Source organism: Azospirillum sp. TSH20, from assembly GCF_003115935.1.
GTDB lineage: Bacteria > Pseudomonadota > Alphaproteobacteria > Azospirillales > Azospirillaceae > Azospirillum.
The window spans coordinates 43,234-62,440 of the sequence record NZ_LGQU01000050.1 but is presented as its reverse complement, the minus strand read 5'-3'; the positions used below and the strand labels follow the sequence as shown (position 1 = coordinate 62,440).

The window sequence follows — 19,207 nt, the reverse complement described above, 5'->3', positions numbered from 1 at the left end:
GGGCCAGCCCGGGGATGCCCCCCCGCCGCTCCGCCAGCGACGGCACGCGGATCGGCACCACCGACAGGCGGTAGAACAGGTCCTGGCGGAAACGTCCCTGCTCGATCTCCGCCTGCAGGTCGCGGTTGGAGGTGGCGATCACGCGCACGTCGACCTCGACCCGCTGGCCGCCGCCGACGCGCTCAAACACCTGCTCCTGCAGGGCGCGGACGATCTTGCCCTGGGTTTCCAGCGGCATGTCGGCGACCTCGTCCAGCAGCAGCGTGCCGCCATGGGCCTGCTCGAAGGTGCCGATCTTGCGGCCGGGACCGTCGACGCCGGCCTCAGTGCCGAACAGCTCCATCTCCAGCCGTTCCGGCCGCATGGTGGCGCAGTTCAGCCCGACGAAGGGGCCGCTGGCACGGCGCGAGCGGGCATGGATCAGCCGGGCGACCACCTCCTTGCCGGCACCGGGCGGGCCGGAGATCAGCACGCGGCTGCCGGTCGGCGCCACCTTGTCGATCGACTGGCGCACCTGATTGACCGCCGAAGAGCGGCCGATCAGTTCCACGTCGCCGCCGGCGCGCAGCTTCAGTTCCTGGTTCTCGCGCTTCAGCCGCGCCGCCTCGATGGCGCGGTCGACCATCAGCAGCAGCCGGTCGGCCTTGAACGGCTTCTCGATGAAGTCGTAGGCGCCGACCTTGATCGCCTGGACCGCGGTCTCGATGTTGCCGTGGCCGGAGATCATGATGACCGGCAGGTTGCCGTGGTCCCGCATCAGCTGCTCCAGGATCTGCAGGCCGTCCAGCCTGCTGCCCTGCAGCCAGATGTCGAGCACGACGAGGCTCGGCCGGCGCGCCGCCACCTGGGCGAAGGCCTGATCGGCGTCGGCGGCCTCGCGGGTCTTGATGCCTTCGTCATTCAGGATGCCGGCTATCAGCATCCGGATATCGGCTTCGTCGTCGACGATCAGAATGTCATGCGCCATGGGCTTCGTGCCTCATCTCTCCGCCGGTCTCCGCCGGCCTGTCGTCACGGCCGCCCGCGTCGTTCGCGACCGCAACCGGGTGTGGAATGACCAGGGTCACGCGCGCCCCGGCGCCGCCTTCGCGGTCCTCCAGGGTCAGCACGCCGCCATGGTCCTCCATGATCTTCTTGACGATGGCGAGCCCCAGCCCGGTGCCCTTGGCCCGCGTCGTCACATAGGGTTCGGTCAGCCGGTCGCGCTGTTCGCCGCCGGGCAGACCCTTGCCGTTGTCCTCGACGGTGACGACGACCTTCTCGCCATCGTCCTCCACCGCGATCGCCACCTCGCCGGGCGGCAGGTCCGACCCGTCGGCGGGTGGGGTGCGCCCCTCGATGGCGTCCGCCGCGTTCTGCAGCAGGTTGGTCAGCGCCTGGGATATCTGCCGGCTGTCGCACGCCACCGTCAGCGGCCCGGACGGCAGCCGGGTGTCGAAGCGGATCTTGCCGGTATGGGCGCTCGACTGCAGGAACACCGCCTGCCGCACCAGATCGTTGATGTTGACCGGCTTCATCACCGGCTGCGGCATCCGCGCGAAGGCGGAGAACTCGTCCACCATGCGGCGGATGTCGTCGACCTGCCGGACGATGGTGTCGGTGCACATGGTGAAGACCTCCGTATCGCTGGAGATCTCCTTCAGGTATTTGCGGCGCAGCCGTTCGGCCGACAGCTGGATCGGCGTCAGCGGATTCTTGATCTCGTGCGCGATTCGGCGCGCCACGTCGGCCCAGGCCGCCTTGCGCTGCGCCGAAACCAGCTCGGTGATGTCGTCGAAGGTGACGACATAGCCGCGCACTTCGCCGGCGCGCACCTCCGCCGCGATGCGGACCAGCAGGGTAAGCGTCGGCTTGCCCGGACGGCGGATCTGGATCTGGTCCTGCACGACGCGGCCGGGCTTCTTCGGCGCATTCTCCAGCAGGTCGCCGATGTCCGGCAGCAGTTCGATCAGCGACATGCCGACCAGACGTTCCGGATCCTCCTCGCCCAGCAGGCGGGCGGCGGACAGGTTCGGCAGGTTGATGACGCCGTCGGCGTCGACGCCCAGCACGCCGGCCGACACGCCCGACAGCACCGTTTCGGTGAAGCGCCGCCGCTCGTCCAGCAGCCGGTTGGTCGACAGCAACTCCCGCCGCTGCCCCTCGATCTCGGTGGTCATGCGATTGAAGGCGCGCGACAGCAGGACGAACTCGTCCTCGCCCGGCGGCTCGGAGACGCGGACGGTGAGGTCGCCGGCGCGCACCCGTTCGGCGGCGCCGATCAGCGCGCTGATCGGGCGGACCAGTCGGGTGGCGAAGTTCAGCCCGGCCCACACCGCCGCCAGCAGCAGCAGCATCGCCACCACCAGGAAGATCAGGGTGAAGGTGATCTGCAGGCTGCCGCGCTGGTTCTCCAGCGCCGTGTATTCCTTCACCGCCCCCTCGGCCGAGGCCATGTGCTGCAGAACCCGCGGCTCCACCATGCGGCCGACATAGAGGAAGGTGTCGGATACGCGGTCCAGGCTGACCAGGGCGCGGACGCGGTCGTCGGATTCCTTGACGATCAGCGCGACCTCGCCATTGCGGGCCTGCTGGATCTTGTCTTCCGGGATCGGTTCGAATTCCAGGGTGAAGGTATAGCCGGCCCGCGCGACGATGGCGCCGGTGGTGCCGTTGAAGACGATGGCTTCCGACAGGGCGCGCAGCATCGCTTGGGTGGCGACGACCTGCTCGAACCGCTCGGGATCGCTGGAAAGCCGCGCCTCCTGCGACAGGTCGTTGGCCATCGCCAGGGCATCGGCGCGGATGTTCTGCTGGTGCTCGTGCAGATAGGCGCTGGCGACCACCAGGGATTCGTTGACCGCCGTGCGCACGCGGTCGCTGAACCAGCTCTGCACCCCGACATAGAAGAACAGGGTGGAAAACACCGTCATGATGATGGCCGGCGCCACCGCCAGCACGCTGAACACCAGAACCAGCCGGGTGTGCAGCCGCGATCCCGCCAGCCCGCGCCGCCGCCCGATCAGGATGGCGACGATCCGCCGCGCGATCAGCACGCCCAGCGTCAGCAGGATGGCAAGGTCGAGGGTCAGCAGAAGCGTGACGGTGCGCGGGTTGGCCTGCCCGAACGGCGCGCTTTCCGTCATCGCCGCATAGGTGGCGAAGCCGGCGGCCAGGGCTGCCAGCGACAGGGCAAAAGCCATCCTCTTGCCCAGGCCTACCCGCCGGGACCAGTGGAGAATCTTCTGCCAGACCGGCCTCTGGCCGGCTGCTGCGGTGTCGGAATTGGGTGGCATCGTCCGGCGCTAATCTGTTGCCGGAAAGATACACCTCTGTTGCGGCCCTGCCAAGCCGCAATGGATCTGCCTTTCGGACAGGACCGCTTACGCCAGCCGGCGCAGGAGCCGCAGGTCGGTTGCTGACCTTCGGTCCACCACCGTCCGCACCGACGTTGTGTCACAATTTTGGCACGGGTCGGTTGCGGCGGCGGCAGGACGTCAATCGGCCGGTCGGCGGCAGCCTATTTGATGCCGCGCATCACCTGGATGTCCAGGTCGCGGATCTTCTTGCGCAGCGTGTTGCGGTTCAGACCCAGCAGTTGGGCCGCCTTGATCTGGTTGCCGCGGGTCGCCGACAGGCTGAGGGAAATCAGCGGCCTTTCGATCTCGCGCAGCACGCGGTCATACAGGCCGTTGGACGGCATGCCGTCCTTGTGGGCGGCGAAATAGTCCTTCAGGTGGCGTTCGACCGCGGAGGACAGGCCCTCGCTCTGCGGCTCCTCCACCGGCTGGGCGGCCGGGGTGGCGTCGGCAAGCTCCGCCTCCACCACGTCCAGCCCGATGACCTCCTGCGAATAGAGCGCGGCCAGACGACGGACCAGATTCTCCAGCTCGCGGACGTTGCCGGGCCAGCGGTAGCGCTTCAGCCGGTCCATCGCCGCCTGATCGATGCTCTTGGCCGGAAGCCCCTGGCTGATGCCGAGATTCAGGAAGTGGCGGACCAGCAGCGGAATGTCCTCCGTCCGCTCGCGCAGCGGCGGCAGGCGGATCGGCACCACGCACAGGCGGTAGAACAGATCCTCGCGGAACAGCCCCTGGCGGATCAGTGTGCGGAGGTCGCGGTGGGTCGCCGCGATGATGCGCACGTCGGTCTTGATCGCGGTGCGTCCGCCGACCGTGGTGTATTCGCCCTCCTGCAGCACGCGCAGCAGGCGGGTCTGCGCCTCCAGCGGCATGTCGCCGATCTCGTCCAGGAACAGGGTGCCGCCCTGCGCCTGTTCGAAGCGGCCGGTCGACCGGTTGGTCGCGCCGGTGAAGGCGCCCTTTTCGTGGCCGAACAGCTCGGACTCGATCAGTTCGCGCGGGATGGCGGCCATGTTGATGGCGACGAAGGCGCCATTCCGCCGCTTGCCGTAATCATGCAGGGCACGGGCGACCAGCTCCTTGCCGGTGCCGGACTCGCCGGTGATCATCACCGTCAGGTCGGTGCCCATCAGGCGGGCCAGCACCCGGTAGATTTCCTGCATGGCGGGCGAGCGGCCGATCAGCGGCAGCTGTTCCTCGCCCTCCAGGTCGCCGCCGGGCATGGCGACCGGCGGGGTGTTGGTGTTTAGCGCCCGTTCGACGACCGACACCAGCTCCTTCAGGTCGAAGGGCTTGGGCAGATACTCAAAGGCCCCGCGCTCCGCCGCCTTCACCGCGGTGATCAGCGTGTTCTGCGCGCTCATGACGATGACGCGCAACTCGGGGCGCAGCTTCTTGATGCGTGGGATCAGGTCCAGGCCGTTTTCGTCCGGCATCACCACGTCGGTGATGACCAGATCCCCCTGCCCGTCCGCCACCCAGCGCCACAGCGTGGCGGCATTGCCGGTGGTGCGCACCTCGTGCCCCAGCCGGGCAAGGGCCTGCGTCAGGACGGTGCGGATGGCGCGATCGTCATCCGCGATGAGAATGGTCGCCGCGCTCATCAACGACTCCCCCGGCCGCCCTTGGACTGCAAGCCAGCGTCAGAAATCCTCGACTCCCCGGAAAGTTTCGGATCGTCGTTTTTCGAATCATCGTACATCGGCAGCGACACCTTGAAGACGGTCCGGCGAGGCTGGCTGTCGAACTCGATGGTTCCGCCATGATCGCCTATGAGTTTCGCCACCAATGCAAGACCAAGGCCAGTGCCGTTCACTTTGCTGGTCACGAAGGGGTCGAACAGGTTGGACTGCAGGTCTTCCGGAATGCCGTCGCCATTATCCTGCACTGTCACCAGCAAGGGCAGATGCCGGCGCACATCGCCGCCCGGCAGCGCCATGCGCACGCCATGCTGATAGGAGGTGGTCAGGGTGATCTCGCCGCCTGATTCCGGTGCAGCCTCTGCCGCATTTTTCACCAGATTCAGGAAAACCTGCACAAGTTGGTCGCGATTGCCGTAAACAGAAGGCAGTGACGGGTCGTAACGCTCGACAAAGCGTATTTTTCGGGCAAATCCGCTCTGGGCGACCTTGCGCACATGTTCCAGCACCGTGTGGATGTTCACCGCGGCGCGCTCCAGCGGCCGTTCGTCGGAGAACACCTCCATCCGGTTGACCAGCGCCACGATACGATCCGCCTCGTCGCAGATCAGGCGGGTCAGCACCCGGTCCTCGTCGCTGGCATTCTCCTCCAGCAGCTGGGCGGCGCCGCGGATGCCCGACAGCGGGTTCTTCACCTCATGCGCCAGCATCGCCGCCATGGCGGTGACGGAGCGCGCGGCATGGCGATGGGTCAGCGAATGGTCGATCTTGCGGGCCAGCGACCGCTCATGGATGGTCAGCACCACATGGTCGGGCGGGTCGCCCATGGTCGCCACCTGCACCGTGACATGGTGCGGGCCGATGCGCGGCGTGTCGATGATGACCCCGTCCTGCGACACCCGGCGGCTGCCCCGGCGCACCTGCTCGATCAGGCCCATCACCGGGCTGTCCGGCGGCAGCAGGTCCGGCAGAGGCATCCCTTCCATGGCGTTGGCGGACAGGTCGAAGAATTCCTGCCCCTCCAGATTGACGAAGCGGATGTCGCCGTTGCCGTCCACCACCAGCACCGGATCGGGCAGGCTGTTCAGCACCACCAGGGACTCCAGCCGGGGCGCCCGCACGGCGCCCGGCCGGCTGCGGCCACGCTGGCCCGGGGTGGTCATCGGAACGGGGTCCATCAGGCGGCCATCCTTTCGATTGCCGGTTCGTAGAAGGCACGGATGCGGTCGCGCACGGCGGCGGGATCGCCCAGCCGATTGACCTCCTGGCGGAACTCGTTGGAATCGCGCAGGCCGGTCGAATACCAGGAGACATGCTTGCGGGCGACCTTGATGCCGCCGTCGGTGCCGTAGTGGCTCAGCATGCTGTCGAAATGCTCCAGCAGCGTGTCCATCTGCTCGTGCAGCGGCGGATCGGGCAGCCTTTCGCCGGTGCGCAGGTAATGCATGACCTGCGACGGAAACCAGGGCCGGCCATAGCTGCCGCGCCCGATCATCACGCCGTCGGCGCCGGATTCGGCAAGGGCGCGGTCCACCGCCTCGAAGCTGGTGATGTCGCCGTTGACCACGATGGGGATCCTCACCGCCTCCTTCACATGGCGGACATAGGTCCAGTCGGCGGTCCCGGTGTAGAACTGCATGCGGGTGCGGCCATGGACCGTCACCATTTTGATCCCGCACTGCTCGGCGATGCGGGCGAGGTTCGGGGCATTCCGGTTGGTCTCGTCCCAGCCCAGCCGCATCTTCAGCGTCACCGGGATGCTGACGGCCTTCACCACCGCCTCCAGGATGCGGCCGGCCAACGCCTCGTCCCGCATCAGGGAGGAGCCGGCATGGCCGTTGACCACCTTCTTCACCGGACAGCCGAAATTGATGTCGACGACGGCGGCGCCGCGATCCTGGTTCAGCTTCGCCGCCTCCGCCATCACCTCGGGCTCGCAGCCGGCGAGTTGGACCGCCATTGGAAACTCTTCCGGCTCCGTCTCCACCATGCGCAGGGTCTGGCGGTTCTCGCGGATCATCGCCTGGCTGGCGATCATCTCCGACACGACGAGGCCGCAGCCCGCGCGCTTCACCAGACGGCGGAACGGCAGGTCGGAGACACCCGACATGGGCGCCAGGATCACCGGTCCGGCGAGCGTGATGGGTCCGATTTGTATGGTCATTCTCACCTGCCCGATTGATGGGCAAATCAACAAAGTGCCACCATTTTGGGCAACTTATCACGCTGCTGCGGATGTGTGCAAGCGCGAAGCCCCTTGGCCGCGCTCAAGCCTGTGGTGAAACCGATGCTCTTACACAGGCTTGCACCGGGTGCTCCCTCAACTCCAGGCCCATTGCCCGATCAGCACGTTCGACACGAACTTGACGCCGGGATAGGCAAGGGTCGCCAGCAGATAGACGATCAGCATGGTCCGCGCCGCCGTCCGCCCGCGCACGCCGGTCCGGTATTCGGCCAGCAGCAGGATGCCGATGACGACGAAGGTGGCCAACGACAGCAGGGTCTTGTGATCGGTGCGGAACAGCAGACCCTGCTCGAAATAGAGCACCGCCATGCCGGTGGCGAGACCCGCGCCGAGGATCACCTCCGACGCGATCAGCAGACGCAGTTGCAGCCGCTCGCTCTCCGCCACCGGGGGCAGGAAGCGGCTGAGCGGAGTCGGCCGCTTGGTCTTCAGCGCCCGGGTCTGGATCACCGCGGCGAAGGACGACACGGCACTCAGCGTCAGCAGGGCATAGGTGAAGACCGACACCGCAATGTGCAGGTCGATCCACACGCCCGGCGCATTGCCGCGCAGGACCGGGGCGGGCGCATCCTCGGTCAGCGTCGCCAGCAGGCAGACGGCCAGCAGATAGGGCAGCAGCAGCGGCGCCAGCCTCCACGCCGTGTCATGGAGCAGGCTGAGCCCGATGAACAGCGCCATGCAGGCGGCGGTCGTGACCCACAGCGCGGTGGAGAATCCGGTCTGCCATTGGCCGGCGACCTGCAGGATCGCCCACATGCCCGGACCGGCGGCGGCGAGCAGCAGGGCACCCCAGAAGGACCAGCCGCGCCCCTCCACCCCCTGCCCCGCGATGCGCCGGTAAGGATAGAAGGCGGCAGGCAACAGGGCCACCAGAGCCGTCAGGCTCAAGAAAATGTTCTGCGACATGGACCCGAATGCACTCCCGTCCTTCCGCCGTCATGCTGCCATGACGTGCCGCCATATCATGCCACCCGCCCCTGGACATTGTCCGGAGCTTACAGGCGGCAAGGCTCGGCACTTGGCGGAACCACGGCGACAGGCTAGGCTCCGCGACGTTTCCGTCAAGTGGCTATCATATCTTACGGTTTGCCTCATGCCCACCTGCATCGCGCCCACCTGCATCGCCCTGATCGTCGCCGGCGGATCCGGCCAGCGGTTCGGCGCCGAACGGCCGAAGCAGTATCTCGACCTCGCCGGCAAGCCGGTGTTGCGCCGGACGGTGGAGGCCTTTCTCAGCCACCCCCAGGTCACCGGCGTGCGCGTGGTCATCGACCCCACCTGGCGCGAGGCTTATGACGCCGCCGTTGCAGGCCTTGGCCTGCCCGATCCGGTGGCCGGCGGTGCCAGCCGTCAGGACTCGGTGCGCAATGGGTTGGAGGCGCTGGCCGCCGATGGCGCCCCCGACCTCGTGCTGATCCACGATGCCGCCCGGCCGCTGATCGACGGGGCCACCATCGGCGCGGTGATCGCGGCGCTCGACAGCACGCCCGGCGCCATCGCCGCGGTGCAGGTCGCCGACACCCTTAAGCGTGGCAGCGACAGCGCCATCACGGGAACGGTGGACCGCGAGGGACTGTGGCGAGCACAGACCCCGCAGGGCTTCCGCTTCCCCGCCATTCTGGAGGCGCACCGTGCCGCCGCCGGCCTGTCGCTGACCGACGATGCCGCGGTGGCGGAGCGTGCCGGTCTGGCCGTGGCCCTGGTGCCGTCCAAGGAGGACAATTTCAAGGTGACCACCCCTGACGACCTGACCCGCGCCACCCGCGCGATCATGAGCAGCCTGTGGGACGTGCGGACCGGCAGCGGCTTCGACGTTCATCGCTTCACCGACGGCGATTTCGTGACGCTTTGCGGCCTGCGCGTGCCGCACGACCACGGACTGGAAGGCCATTCCGACGCCGATGTCGGCCTGCATGCCCTGACCGACGCGATTCTCGGCGCGCTGGCCGCCGGCGATATCGGCAGCCACTTCCCGCCGACCGATCCGCGCTGGCGCGGTGCCGACAGCGCCAAGTTCCTGCGCCACGCCGCCGATCTGGTGGCGGAGCGCGGCGGCGTCATCGCCCATGCCGACGTCACCATCATCTGCGAGCGGCCCAAGGTCGGCCCCCACCGCGCCGCGATGTCCGAGCGCATTGCCCAAATCCTGGGCATCGAGGTCGGCCGGGTCAGCGTCAAGGCGACCACCACCGAGCAGTTGGGCTTCACCGGCCGGCGCGAGGGCATCGCCGCCCAGGCAGTGGCGACCATCCGGCTCCCCGGTTAACATCCAATTCAACGCCCAGAACCGGGAGAAGCCGTCATGTTTCCCGAGCCCATCCGCGAGCTTGCCGCCCAGGTGCTGGCCGAATACGGCCTCTCCGGCTTCATGCTGGCGACCGCCGAGTCCTGCACCGGCGGCCTGATCGCCGGCGCCCTGACCGACATCGCCGGTTCGTCCAAGGTGGTCGATCGCGGCTTCGTCACCTACACCAACATCGCCAAGACCGAGATGCTCGGCGTTCCCGCCAGCCTGCTGCACGCCCATGGCGCGGTCAGCCCGGAGGTGGCGGTCGCCATGGCCGTCGGTGCCCTGGCGAAGTCACGGGCCGACGTGACGGTGGCGGTGACCGGCATCGCCGGCCCCGGCGGCGCGACCGAGACCAAGCCGGTGGGCCGCGTCTATGTCGCCACCGCCGTGCGCGGCGGAGCGGCCAAGGCCAAGGAATACACCTTCCCCGGCGACCGCGACGCCGTACGCATGGCAACGGTTCAGGCGGCGCTGGAGAGGCTGCGGCTGGCCCGCCCGACCGGAAGCCTGCGCTGAAGAATCGCCGCCAACGTCTTTACCAAGAAGGAAAATCCCCCGATGCCGACCATCAACATCCAGCTGTTCGAAGGCCGCACCGTCGAACAGAAACGCGAATACGCCAAGGCGCTGACCGAAGCGACCGTGAAGGTCCTCGGCTGCTCGCCCTCGGCGGTGGACATCATCTTTCAGGACGTGAAGAAAAGCGATTGGGCCAGCGGCGGGGAGCTGTGGTCGGACAAGAGCTGACCGACCACGGCTAGCCCGGCGTCAGGCCGGCTGCGTCACCCGGCCCGGCCCATAAAGCTGGGCCGCACGCGTTTCGAAGGCCTGTACCATGCGGCGCACCGCCTCGTTGAACAGCAGGCCCATGATCTTCTGCAGCATCTTCGAGCGGAACTCGAAATCGACGAAGAAGTCGACGCAGCAGCCGCCGGGATGATCGTTGAAGATCCAATGATTGTTCAGGTACTGGAATGGTCCGTCGGTGTACTGCACGTCGATCCGGCAGGCTGGCGCACTCAACTCCACCCGTGAGGTGAAGCGCTCGCGGACCATCTTGAACCCGATGATCAGGTCCGCGAACATGACATCGCCTTCACGCTTGCGGATTCGGGCCGCCAGGCACCAGGGCAGAAACTCCGGATACTTCTCCACATCGGCGACCAGGTCGTACATCTGCTGGGGCGTGTAGGGAAGAACCTTCTTTTCCGCGTGCGTCGGCATGCCCGTACCCGTGTCCTTCTATTGAACCGCCTGCATCAGGCGGCCGCGACCCCCAGCTTGCGCAGCCGGGCTTCGCGCAGCTTCTCGAAATCGGCGCCCGCATGGTAGGACGAGCGCGTCAGCGGCGACGAGGCCACCAGCAGGAAGCCCTTGCCGCGGCCGACAGTGGAATAACCGTCGAACTCCTCGGGAGTCACGAAACGATCCACCGCCGCATGCTTGGGCGTGGGCTGGAGATACTGCCCAATCGTCAGAAAGTCCACATCGGCGGAGCGCAGATCGTCCATAACCTGCCCGATCTCCTCCTTCGTCTCGCCCAGCCCGACCATCAGGCCGGACTTGGTGAAGATCGTCGGATCCAGCTCCTTCACCCGCGCCAGCAGCTGAAGCGAGGTGAAATAGCGCGCACCGGGGCGGATGTTGGGATACAGGCGCGGAACGGTCTCCAGATTGTGGTTGAAGACGTCCGGCTTGGCCTCCACCACCACCTCGACCGCACCCTTCTTCTTCTGGAAATCGGGGGTCAGGATCTCGATGGTTGTCGTCGGCGACGCGGCGCGGATGGCACGGATGGTGCGGGCGAAATGCTCGGCGCCGCCGTCGGCCAGATCGTCGCGGTCGACCGAGGTGATGACGACGTGGCTCAGCTTCAGCTGGCCCACCGCCTCGGCCACATTGTCCGGCTCATGCGGGTCCAGCAGGTCGGGACGCCCGGTCTCCACATTGCAGAAGGCGCAGCCGCGCGTGCAGATGGAGCCCAGGATCATGAAGGTGGCGTGCTTGTGCTTCCAGCACTCCCCGATGTTCGGGCAGGCGGCCTCCTCGCACACGGTGTTCAGCTTCAGACCGCGCATCAGCTGGCGGGTCTCGTTGTATTCCTGGCTCATCGGCGCCTTGACCCGGATCCAGGCCGGTTTGCGCTGGATCGGGTTGTCGGGCTTATGGGCCTTTTCGGGGTGGCGCAGCTTCTCGGTCTGGTCGACGAGGGTCATGGTCTAAAGCTCCCGATGGCCGACGCGATGCCCCGGCCCCGACAATAGGTGCGATGAGGATGTCAAACCCGCCATTCCGGCGGAAACAGTTCGGCCGGATAGGCCGGATCGAGCGCCTGGTCAAGCGTGAAAGGCGGCAAGACCGGGAAATGCCCGTCGGGCATATCCGCCTCGACGGCCGCCCGCAGCCGGGCGCGTCGGTAGACTTTCTCAAAGACAGAGCCGCAGAAAGGCCGCAGGCTAGGACTAGCAGAGATCTCGTCGATCAGCTTTTCCCGCTGCTCCCGAATGGTCAGCCGCCAACCACGCTCACATCGTTCGCGCAGGTCAGGACAGAACAACCATTTCAGTAAATGCACGAACAGCACGGTCAGCCGGCTGTCAATCTCGGACTTCTGGCTGCGGCCCATGCTCTCGATCTCCTCGGCGACGTTCTCCCAGTCGACCGGGGCGTTGTTCCGCTCGGCGCCGGCACGGCGAAGCTCCTGCGCCTGGGCTTGCGTCCAGGCGTAGAAATCCTCGTCGTAGGCGGCGCTGCTGCGGTCCATGGCTCCGTCCAAAGGGGAAAAACGTCACCTCGGAAAATCTTAGTTAAAAGTGGATCGCCCGGCCATAGGCATCAAGGACCGACTCATGCATCATTTCCGACAGGGTCGGGTGCGGGAACACCGTGTGCATCAGTTCAGCCTCGGTCAGCTCCGACGACTTGGCGATGCCGTAGCCCTGGATCAGCTCGGTCACTTCCGCGCCGATCATGTGGGCGCCCAGCATCTCGCCGGTCTTGGCGTCGAAGATGGTCTTGATCAGGCCTTCCGGCTCGCCCAGCGCGATGGCCTTGCCGTTGCCGACGAAGGGGAAGCGGCCGACCTTGATCTCGTAACCGGCTTCCTTCGCCTTCTTCTCCGTCAGGCCGACCGACGCGATCTGCGGGTGCGAGTAGGTGCAGCCCGGGATATTGCGGACGTTCAGCGCATGCGGGTGCTTGCCGGCGATGTGCTCGGCGACGATCACGCCTTCATGGCTGGCCTTGTGGGCGAGCCAGGGGGCGCCGGTCACGTCGCCGATGGCGTAAACGCCCGGCTCGTCGGTCTCGCACATGCCGTTGGTCTGGATGTGGCCGCGGTCGGTCTTGACCTTGGTGTTCTCCAGGCCGAGGCCCTCGGTGTTCGGGCTGATGCCGACGGCGACGATGACGCGGTCGACCGTGATGTCTTCGGTCTTGCCGCCGGCCTCGACGGCCACGGTCACGCTGTCGGCGGCTTTGCGCAGATTGCCGGCCTTGCCGCCGGTGATGATGCGCATGCCCTGCTTCTCGAAGGCTTTCCGCGCCATTGCGGAGATTTCCTCATCCTCCACCGGAAGGATGCGGTCCATCACCTCGACCACTGTAACTTTGGCGCCCAAGGCATTGTAGAAGCTGGCGAATTCGATGCCGATGGCACCGGACCCGATCACCAGCAGCGACTTCGGCATGCTGTCCGGGGTCATCGCCTTGCGATAGGTCCAGACCAGCTTGCCGTCATCCTCCAGCCCCGGCAGCGTGCGGGCGCGCGCACCGGTGGCGATGATGATGTGCTTGGCGCCGAAGGTGCCGACCGGGGCCTCGCCCTTGGTCACCGCCACCTGCCCCTTGCCGAGCAGCTTGGCGGAGCCTTCAATCACCGCGACCTTGTTCTTCTTCAGCAGGTGCTTGACGCCGCCGTTCAGCTGCCCGGCGACCTTGCGCGACCGGGCGACGACCTTGTCGAGGTCGAAGGACGGGTTCTGGATGACCAGACCATAGTCGGCGGCATGCTTGGCGAGATGCAGCACCTCGGCCGAGCGCAGCAGCGCCTTGGTCGGGATGCAGCCCCAGTTCAGGCAGATGCCGCCCAGGTTTTCACGCTCGATGACCGCGGTGTGCAGGCCAAGCTGCGCGGCGCGGATCGCCGCCACGTAACCGCCCGGCCCGCCGCCGATGACGATGACGTCGTAATTCATGTCGGCCAAGGGTGTTCTCCCCATTCAGGAGCGAGGCGCATCCTCGCGGCCGGCGGCAAAGATGCCTTCCTCGACCCGGCACGCCTCGTCGATGATCGTCTGGTACAGGGTGGCCATGAAGTCCGGATCCAGGCCGTACGCCAGCCCCGCCTCGGCCGCCCGCTTTTTCACCGCTTCGACGCGGTCGGGCAGCACGGCCGGCAGGTTCTCCGCCATCTTCACCGCTGCGACGCGGTGGACGACGGACAGGCGCTTGCCCAGCAACGCGACGAGTTCGTCGTCGATGGCGTCGATCTCGGCGCGGAGCGGGGCAAGGCTTTTCGACATGGAACCGGATCCTCAAACCATCAGAGCAGCATCGAGAGCGGATCCTCGAGCAGCTTCTTCACCGCCGCAAGGAATTCCGCACCGACGGCGCCATCGGCGACGCGGTGGTCGAAGGTGCCGGTCAGGCTCATCACCGTGGCGATGGCCAGCGCGCCGTCCTTCACCACCGGGCGCTGCTCGCTGGCGCCGACCGCCAGGATGCAGGCCTGCGGCGGGTTGATGATCGCCTGGAACTGCTTGATCCCCATCATGCCCAGGTTGGAGATGGAGATCGTGCCGCCCTGATACTCTTCCGGCTTCAGCGCGTTGTCGCGCGCCTTCTTGGCCAGCGCCTTCATCTCGTTGGAGATGTCGGCCAGACCCTTGGTCTCCGCCTTCTTGACGATCGGGGTGATCAGCCCGGTCGGAGTGGCGACGGCCACCGACACGTCGGCGTGGCTGTATTGCAGCATCGCCTCGTCGGTCCAGGACGCGTTGATCGCCGGGACCTTCTTCAGCGCCAGCGCCACGGCACGGATGATGAAGTCGTTCACCGACAGCTTGTAGGCGTCGGACCGGCCGTTCAGTTCGGCACGGACCTTCATCAGCGCGTCGATCTCGACATCCACCGTCAGGAAATAGTCGGGGACGGTGCGCTTCACCTCGCCCAGACGCTTGGCGATGGTCTTGCGCATGCCGCTGTTCGGCACGGCGGTGTAGGCCATGCCCAGCTTGTCGGCGAGCGACTTGGCATCCACACCCTCGGCCTTCGCCGGTGCCGGAGCAGCGGCGGGAGCAGGAGCGGCCGCGGCCGGTGCCGGGGCAGCCGCCGGAGCGGCAGCGGCCTTGGCCGGACCGGCGGCCTTGGCGGCCTCCACGTCGGCCTTGACGATGCGGCCGTGCGGGCCGGTGCCCTTGACCGACTTCAGGTCGACGCCGGCCTGTTCGGCGATGCGGCGCGCCAGCGGGCTGGCGAACACGCGCTCACCGGCAGCAGCCGGAGCGGCAGCGGCCGGAGCCGGAGCAGCGGCGGCCGCCGGGGCGGCCGACGGCGCCGGTGCAGCGGCCGGAGCGGCGGCTGCCGCCGGAGCCGCAGCAGCCGGGGCCGGAGCGGAGCCGGCCGAAGCCAGCGCGCTCTCGTCCTCACCCTCTTCCAGCAGGATGGCGATCGGGGTGTTCACCGCGACGCCCTGGCTGCCGGCCGGGATCAGGATCTTGCCGATGCGGCCTTCATCGACCGCTTCGACTTCCATGGTGGCCTTGTCGGTTTCGATCTCGGCGAGCACGTCGCCGGACTTCACCGTGTCGCCTTCCTTCTTCAGCCACTTGGCGAGGTTGCCCTCGGTCATCGTGGGCGAGAGGGCGGGCATCAGAATCTGAACGGTCATCCTATCAGCCCTCCTCTCAACGATAGCAGGCTTGCTTGGCGGCCTTGACGATGTCGGCGACCTGCGGCAGCGCCAGCTTTTCCAGGTTGGCGGCGTAGGGCATCGGCACGTCCAGGCCGGCCACGCGGGCCACCGGCGCGTCCAGATAGTCGAATGCCTGCTCCATCATCAGCGCGCACATTTCCGAACCGATGCCGGCAAAGGGCCAGCCTTCCTCGACGGAGACGAGGCGGTTGGTCTTCTTGACGCTGTTGACGATGGTGGCGGTGTCCAGCGGACGGATTGTGCGCAGGTTGATGACCTCCGCGTCGATGCCTTCCTTCGCCAGTTCCTCGGCGGCGGCCAGGGCATGGCCGACCATGATCGAGAAGGCGGTGATCGTCACGTCCTTGCCCTGACGCTCGATCTTGGCCTTGCCGATCGGCAGGACGAACTCCTCGTCCTCCGGAACCTCGAAGCTCTGGCCGTAGAGAATCTCGTTCTCCAGGAAGACAACGGGGTTCGGATCGCGGATCGCCGCCTTCAGCAGACCCTTGGCGTCGGCCGCCGACCAGGGCGAGACCACCTTCAGGCCCGGGCAATGCGCGTACCACGAGGCATAGCACTGCGAATGCTGGGCGGCGACGCGGGCGGCGGCGCCGTTCGGGCCGCGGAAGACGATCGGACTGCCCATCTGGCCGCCGGACATGTACAGCGTCTTGGCGGCCGAGTTGATGATGTGGTCGATCGCCTGCATGGCGAAGTTGAAGGTCATGAACTCGACGATCGGCTTCAGCCCCTTGAAGGAGGCACCGACGCCCAGACCGGCGAAGCCGATCTCGGTGATGGGCGTGTCGATGACGCGACGCTCGCCGAATTCCTGCAGCAGGCCCTGGGTCACCTTGTAGGCGCCCTGGTACTGCGCGACCTCCTCGCCCATGACGAAGACCTTCTCGTCACGGCGCATTTCCTCGGCCATCGCGTCACGGAGCGCCTCGCGGACCGTCTTCTTCACCGTCTTGGCGAAGAACTTGTCCTCGTCCGAGTCAGGAGCCGAAACCGGAGCGGCCGGCACGGTCGGCGCCGGAGCCTGCACCGCCGACGGGGCGGCCTTGGTCTCTTCCGAAGCCGGGGCCGCGTTGGCCGGAGCGGCGGCGGCCGGGGCGTTGCCGCCCTTGGACAGCGCGCTCTCGTCCTCGCCCTCTTCCAGCAGGATGGCGATGGGGGTGTTCACCGCGACATTGTCGGTGCCTTCGGGCACCAGGATCTTGCCGACGCGGCCTTCATCGACCGCTTCGACTTCCATGGTGGCCTTGTCGGTCTCGATCTCGGCGAGCACGTCGCCGGACTTCACCGTGTCGCCTTCCTTCTTGACCCATTTCGCCAGCTTGCCCTCGGTCATGGTGGGCGACAGGGCCGGCATCAGCACTTCGATCGGCATTCCTCAACCTCCGGCGGCGCGGGGAAACCGGTTGCCGCTCCCTATATGGGGGCAACCCGTCCCTCTGGCGCCGCTCCTGCTTTTCGTTGACGTCAGGACCAGACGGTGGACGACGGTCAGCTCTCGACCAGGATGTCGGTCCACAGCTCCGACGGATCGGGCTCGGGGCTCTGCTGCGCGAACTCGGCCGATTCGGTCACGATCGCCTTCACAGCGCGATCGATCTCCTTCAGCTTGTCCTCGTCGGCATGGCCGCCGGCCAGCAGCTTCGACTTCAGCTGGTCGATGGGATCGGACTCCGACCGCATCTTCTCGACCTCCTCCTTCGTCCGGTACTTGGCCGGATCGGACATGGAGTGGCCGCGGTAGCGGTAGGTCTTCATCTCCAGGATGACCGGGCCGTTGCCTTCGCGGATGTAGTTCACCCACTGGTCGGCGGCGGCCTTCACCTCGAGCACGTCCATCCCGTTGACCTGATAGCCGGGGATGCCGTAGGCAGCGCCGCGCTGATGCAGTTCACCGGCCGAGGCACGCTCCTGCGAGGTGCCCATGGCGTACTTGTTGTTCTCGATGACGAACAGAACCGGCAGCTTCCAGAGCGCCGCCATGTTGAAGCTCTCGTACACCTGGCCCTGGTTGATGGCGCCGTCGCCGCAATAGACCGCGGACACGCCGCCGTCATTGAGGTACTTGTGCGCGAAGGCCAGACCGGTGCCGAGCGGAACCTGGCCGCCGACGATGCCGTGGCCGCCGTAGAAGTTCTTCTCGCGGCTGAACATGTGCATCGAGCCGCCCTTGCCCTTGGAGTAGCCCCCAATGCGGCCGGTCAGCTCGGCCATCACGCCCTTGGCTTCCATGCCGCAGGCCAGCATGTGGCCGTGGTCACGGTAGCTGGTGATGACGGTGTCGCCATCCTTCAGCGCCGCCTGCACGCCGACGACGACGGCTTCCTGGCCGATGTAAAGATGGCAGAAGCCGCCGATCAGGCCCATGCCGTACAGCTGGCCCGCCTTCTCTTCGAAGCGGCGGATCAGCAGCATCTCGCGATAGTAATGAAGAAGCTCTTCGGAAGAGACGGCTTGAGCGGGCGCGGTGTCGGTCTGCGCCTTGGTGGAACGGCGTCGGGACGCGGCCATGATTCCTCCCCAGGGTTCAAGCGGCAAAGGTCGTTGACAACACCTTTTGCCGCCGCGCGTTGCGGGCATGCGAGAGCCCGCACCGGAAGCGAATATGGCGCGCACACTACACGAGCTTCAGGGCTCGCGCAAACGTCTGTTTTTGCAGCGCTATTTCAGATTAACCGCGATTCGGTTAATCGGCTGATATCCCCTTACTTCTGCTGGCTCGCCCCTTCCGGATCGGCCAGTTTGGGAAGCTTGACGATGACGTCGCGGGGGTTAGCGAAATTCAGCATCAGCCGCGCCCGCTCCTCCAGCATGTCGCGGTCGAGACCGTCGCCGCGCAGCAGCTGGGCGCGCCGTTCCATGTCCTCCCGCTCGGTGTGGAGTTGGTTGAGGACCTCTTCGGCCTGGGCGATTTCCCCCTGGATCTGCTTCATCGCCACCAGCCCGCGGTCGCCATGGATCGCGTAGTAGGCGAAGTAGGCGACCACGCAAGCGCACAGCGCCGGCATGATTGCTTGGCGGAGCGCGCTTTTGGCGGCGCGGGCGAGCGTGTCGGTGAGGTCGGCGATCATCGTCATGGTGGCACGATGGAATCACAGCGGCTTTCCACCGGTCAAACGAAAAAGATGGAACAGCCAAGTCGCAAAAGCTTCGTGATCTTTGCGCAACCCAGTAATGGGTATCCGTCACGCCCAACCCACAAGTCGACAACATGTTCCCGTAAAGTTCTCGTCGGCAATCGGGCGTCCCATCGGGCTACGCTCCCGCTCATAGGTACAGCCATCCACCCGGCATAGAGCGAAGGTGCATGGAATGAAACCGGCGGTGGCGTGTTTGGACCCACACGGTGCCGTTGTGTCCGGGTCCGAGTCCATTGCGTCTTCGCACCTCCGGTCCCGCCGACGGCGCCGCCAACTGGCTGAGGAGCGATACCCCATGCGCAGCAAGTTTCTGATCGTGGCCCTGCCCGCCCTGCTTTTGGGTCTGGCGGCCTGCGACGACCAAAACGCCCAGAATTCCAACGCGTCGAACCAGAGCAGCCCGACCACCAGCAGCGGGTCGAGCAGCGGCTCCACCACCGTCCCGCCGCCCTCGACCGGCGTTCCGGTACAGGGCGGCACGTCGGGCAATTCGATGAACGAGACCAGCGGCGCCACCCGTACGGCGCCGGGTGGCTCGACGGCCGGCGGTTCGGCCGGCGGCGGCGCCAGCACCGGCGGCTCCCCCACCCCGTCGGGCAGCCAGTAAGGCAGGACG

The 19,207-nt window shown here is 66.7% G+C and carries 19 protein-coding genes; 4 read left to right on the top strand and 15 right to left on the bottom strand.

The features are described from left to right. From TSH20_RS14760 to ccsA, 6 genes are all read right to left on the bottom strand, one after another. A partial coding sequence (locus TSH20_RS14760; protein WP_109075444.1) for a sigma-54 dependent transcriptional regulator occupies positions 1-967 on the bottom strand: 967 nt, incomplete at its 3' end. Beyond that, positions 957-3,182, bottom strand: a complete 2,226-nt coding sequence (locus tag TSH20_RS14755) for a PAS domain-containing sensor histidine kinase (RefSeq protein WP_247871361.1) — start codon at positions 3,180-3,182, stop codon at positions 957-959. The genes TSH20_RS14760 and TSH20_RS14755, both read right to left, overlap by 11 nt. A gap of 317 nt (positions 3,183-3,499) precedes the next feature. Beyond that, complete coding sequence (ntrC, locus tag TSH20_RS14750) at positions 3,500-4,945, bottom strand: nitrogen regulation protein NR(I) (RefSeq protein WP_109075442.1); 1,446 nt, start codon at positions 4,943-4,945, stop codon at positions 3,500-3,502. Beyond that, on the bottom strand, positions 4,945-6,159 hold the full coding sequence (locus tag TSH20_RS14745; protein ID WP_247871362.1) for an ATP-binding protein: 1,215 nt from the start codon (positions 6,157-6,159) through the stop codon (positions 4,945-4,947). Before TSH20_RS14745 ends, ntrC begins: the two co-directional genes overlap by 1 nt. After that, positions 6,159-7,145 (bottom strand): tRNA dihydrouridine synthase DusB, encoded by a 987-nt coding sequence (dusB, locus tag TSH20_RS14740; RefSeq protein ID WP_109075441.1) that lies wholly within the window; start codon positions 7,143-7,145, stop codon positions 6,159-6,161. Before dusB ends, TSH20_RS14745 begins: the two co-directional genes overlap by 1 nt. Before the next feature lie 156 nt (positions 7,146-7,301). After that, the gene (gene ccsA / locus TSH20_RS14735) at positions 7,302-8,132 is read right to left on the bottom strand and encodes a cytochrome c biogenesis protein CcsA (RefSeq protein WP_109075440.1); all 831 of its coding nucleotides are present in this window, start codon (positions 8,130-8,132) and stop codon (positions 7,302-7,304) included. Between the two features lie 187 nt (positions 8,133-8,319). Between ccsA and TSH20_RS14730 the strand changes: the two genes are divergently transcribed. Genes TSH20_RS14730 through TSH20_RS14720 form a run of 3 tightly spaced genes read left to right on the top strand, consistent with a single transcriptional unit; the run spans position 8,320 to position 10,263 of the window. Beyond that, positions 8,320-9,492, top strand: coding sequence for a bifunctional 2-C-methyl-D-erythritol 4-phosphate cytidylyltransferase/2-C-methyl-D-erythritol 2,4-cyclodiphosphate synthase (locus tag TSH20_RS14730; RefSeq protein ID WP_109075439.1), 1,173 nt, complete (start codon positions 8,320-8,322; stop codon positions 9,490-9,492). Between the two features lie 36 nt (positions 9,493-9,528). Then, positions 9,529-10,032: a CinA family protein gene (locus TSH20_RS14725; RefSeq protein ID WP_109075438.1), complete on the top strand. Its 504-nt coding sequence runs from the start codon at positions 9,529-9,531 to the stop codon at positions 10,030-10,032. 42 nt (positions 10,033-10,074) lie between these two features. Further along, positions 10,075-10,263 carry a 4-oxalocrotonate tautomerase gene (locus tag TSH20_RS14720; RefSeq protein ID WP_098739878.1) on the top strand — a complete coding sequence of 63 codons (189 nt, stop codon included), beginning with the start codon at positions 10,075-10,077 and terminating at the stop codon, positions 10,261-10,263. Between the two features lie 21 nt (positions 10,264-10,284). Here the strand turns inward: TSH20_RS14720 and TSH20_RS14715 are convergent, their stop codons facing one another. The 9 genes from TSH20_RS14715 to TSH20_RS14675 form a co-directional block, all read right to left on the bottom strand. Further along, the gene (locus TSH20_RS14715) at positions 10,285-10,740 is read right to left on the bottom strand and encodes a type II toxin-antitoxin system RatA family toxin (RefSeq protein ID WP_085089439.1); all 456 of its coding nucleotides are present in this window, start codon (positions 10,738-10,740) and stop codon (positions 10,285-10,287) included. A gap of 35 nt (positions 10,741-10,775) precedes the next feature. After that, entirely contained in the window at positions 10,776-11,732 is a 957-nt protein-coding gene (lipA, locus tag TSH20_RS14710; protein WP_109075437.1) for a lipoyl synthase, read from the bottom strand. 62 nt (positions 11,733-11,794) lie between these two features. Then, complete coding sequence (locus TSH20_RS14705) at positions 11,795-12,280, bottom strand: DUF29 domain-containing protein (protein WP_109075436.1); 486 nt, start codon at positions 12,278-12,280, stop codon at positions 11,795-11,797. A 43-nt stretch (positions 12,281-12,323) separates the two neighbouring features. Then, positions 12,324-13,721, bottom strand: a complete 1,398-nt coding sequence (gene lpdA / locus TSH20_RS14700; RefSeq protein ID WP_109075435.1) for a dihydrolipoyl dehydrogenase — start codon at positions 13,719-13,721, stop codon at positions 12,324-12,326. A 15-nt stretch (positions 13,722-13,736) separates the two neighbouring features. After that, positions 13,737-14,039 (bottom strand): chorismate mutase, encoded by a 303-nt coding sequence (locus tag TSH20_RS14695; RefSeq protein WP_109075434.1) that lies wholly within the window; start codon positions 14,037-14,039, stop codon positions 13,737-13,739. Between the two features lie 20 nt (positions 14,040-14,059). Then, on the bottom strand, positions 14,060-15,406 hold the full coding sequence (locus TSH20_RS14690; RefSeq protein WP_109075433.1) for a pyruvate dehydrogenase complex dihydrolipoamide acetyltransferase: 1,347 nt from the start codon (positions 15,404-15,406) through the stop codon (positions 14,060-14,062). Positions 15,407-15,422: 16 nt separating this feature from the next. Continuing rightward, positions 15,423-16,826 (bottom strand): pyruvate dehydrogenase complex E1 component subunit beta, encoded by a 1,404-nt coding sequence (locus TSH20_RS14685; RefSeq protein ID WP_109075432.1) that lies wholly within the window; start codon positions 16,824-16,826, stop codon positions 15,423-15,425. Positions 16,827-16,942: 116 nt separating this feature from the next. Continuing rightward, a complete protein-coding gene (gene pdhA, locus TSH20_RS14680; protein ID WP_109075431.1) occupies positions 16,943-17,962 on the bottom strand; it encodes a pyruvate dehydrogenase (acetyl-transferring) E1 component subunit alpha in 1,020 nt (339 codons plus the stop codon). A gap of 194 nt (positions 17,963-18,156) precedes the next feature. Next, the gene (locus TSH20_RS14675) at positions 18,157-18,528 is read right to left on the bottom strand and encodes a septum formation initiator family protein (protein ID WP_199231991.1); all 372 of its coding nucleotides are present in this window, start codon (positions 18,526-18,528) and stop codon (positions 18,157-18,159) included. Positions 18,529-18,886: 358 nt separating this feature from the next. Here TSH20_RS14675 and TSH20_RS34965 point away from each other — a divergent pair, with 358 nt between their 5' ends. Next, positions 18,887-19,198 carry a hypothetical protein gene (locus TSH20_RS34965; protein ID WP_158282000.1) on the top strand — a complete coding sequence of 104 codons (312 nt, stop codon included), beginning with the start codon at positions 18,887-18,889 and terminating at the stop codon, positions 19,196-19,198. Positions 19,199-19,207: the final 9 nt, after the last annotated feature.

What these genes read in the sequence shown, in the direction of transcription:
- TSH20_RS14675 (WP_199231991.1), bottom strand. Translation starts at nt 18,528, where the DNA reads ATGACGATGATCGCCGACCTCACCGACACGCTCGCCCGCGCCGCCAAA.
- TSH20_RS14695 (WP_109075434.1), bottom strand. Translation starts at nt 14,039, where the DNA reads ATGTCGAAAAGCCTTGCCCCGCTCCGCGCCGAGATCGACGCCATCGAC.
- pdhA (WP_109075431.1), bottom strand. Translation starts at nt 17,962, where the DNA reads ATGGCCGCGTCCCGACGCCGTTCCACCAAGGCGCAGACCGACACCGCG.
- TSH20_RS34965 (WP_158282000.1), top strand. Translation starts at nt 18,887, where the DNA reads ATGCGCAGCAAGTTTCTGATCGTGGCCCTGCCCGCCCTGCTTTTGGGT.
- TSH20_RS14720 (WP_098739878.1), top strand. Translation starts at nt 10,075, where the DNA reads ATGCCGACCATCAACATCCAGCTGTTCGAAGGCCGCACCGTCGAACAG.
- dusB (WP_109075441.1), bottom strand. Translation starts at nt 7,145, where the DNA reads ATGACCATACAAATCGGACCCATCACGCTCGCCGGACCGGTGATCCTG.
- lipA (WP_109075437.1), bottom strand. Translation starts at nt 11,732, where the DNA reads ATGACCCTCGTCGACCAGACCGAGAAGCTGCGCCACCCCGAAAAGGCC.
- TSH20_RS14730 (WP_109075439.1), top strand. Translation starts at nt 8,320, where the DNA reads ATGCCCACCTGCATCGCGCCCACCTGCATCGCCCTGATCGTCGCCGGC.
- TSH20_RS14725 (WP_109075438.1), top strand. Translation starts at nt 9,529, where the DNA reads ATGTTTCCCGAGCCCATCCGCGAGCTTGCCGCCCAGGTGCTGGCCGAA.
- ccsA (WP_109075440.1), bottom strand. Translation starts at nt 8,132, where the DNA reads ATGTCGCAGAACATTTTCTTGAGCCTGACGGCTCTGGTGGCCCTGTTG.
- TSH20_RS14705 (WP_109075436.1), bottom strand. Translation starts at nt 12,280, where the DNA reads ATGGACCGCAGCAGCGCCGCCTACGACGAGGATTTCTACGCCTGGACG.
- TSH20_RS14745 (WP_247871362.1), bottom strand. Translation starts at nt 6,159, where the DNA reads ATGGACCCCGTTCCGATGACCACCCCGGGCCAGCGTGGCCGCAGCCGG.
- TSH20_RS14690 (WP_109075433.1), bottom strand. Translation starts at nt 15,406, where the DNA reads ATGACCGTTCAGATTCTGATGCCCGCCCTCTCGCCCACGATGACCGAG.
- TSH20_RS14685 (WP_109075432.1), bottom strand. Translation starts at nt 16,826, where the DNA reads ATGCCGATCGAAGTGCTGATGCCGGCCCTGTCGCCCACCATGACCGAG.
- ntrC (WP_109075442.1), bottom strand. Translation starts at nt 4,945, where the DNA reads ATGAGCGCGGCGACCATTCTCATCGCGGATGACGATCGCGCCATCCGC.
- TSH20_RS14755 (WP_247871361.1), bottom strand. Translation starts at nt 3,182, where the DNA reads ATGGCTTTTGCCCTGTCGCTGGCAGCCCTGGCCGCCGGCTTCGCCACC.
- TSH20_RS14715 (WP_085089439.1), bottom strand. Translation starts at nt 10,740, where the DNA reads ATGCCGACGCACGCGGAAAAGAAGGTTCTTCCCTACACGCCCCAGCAG.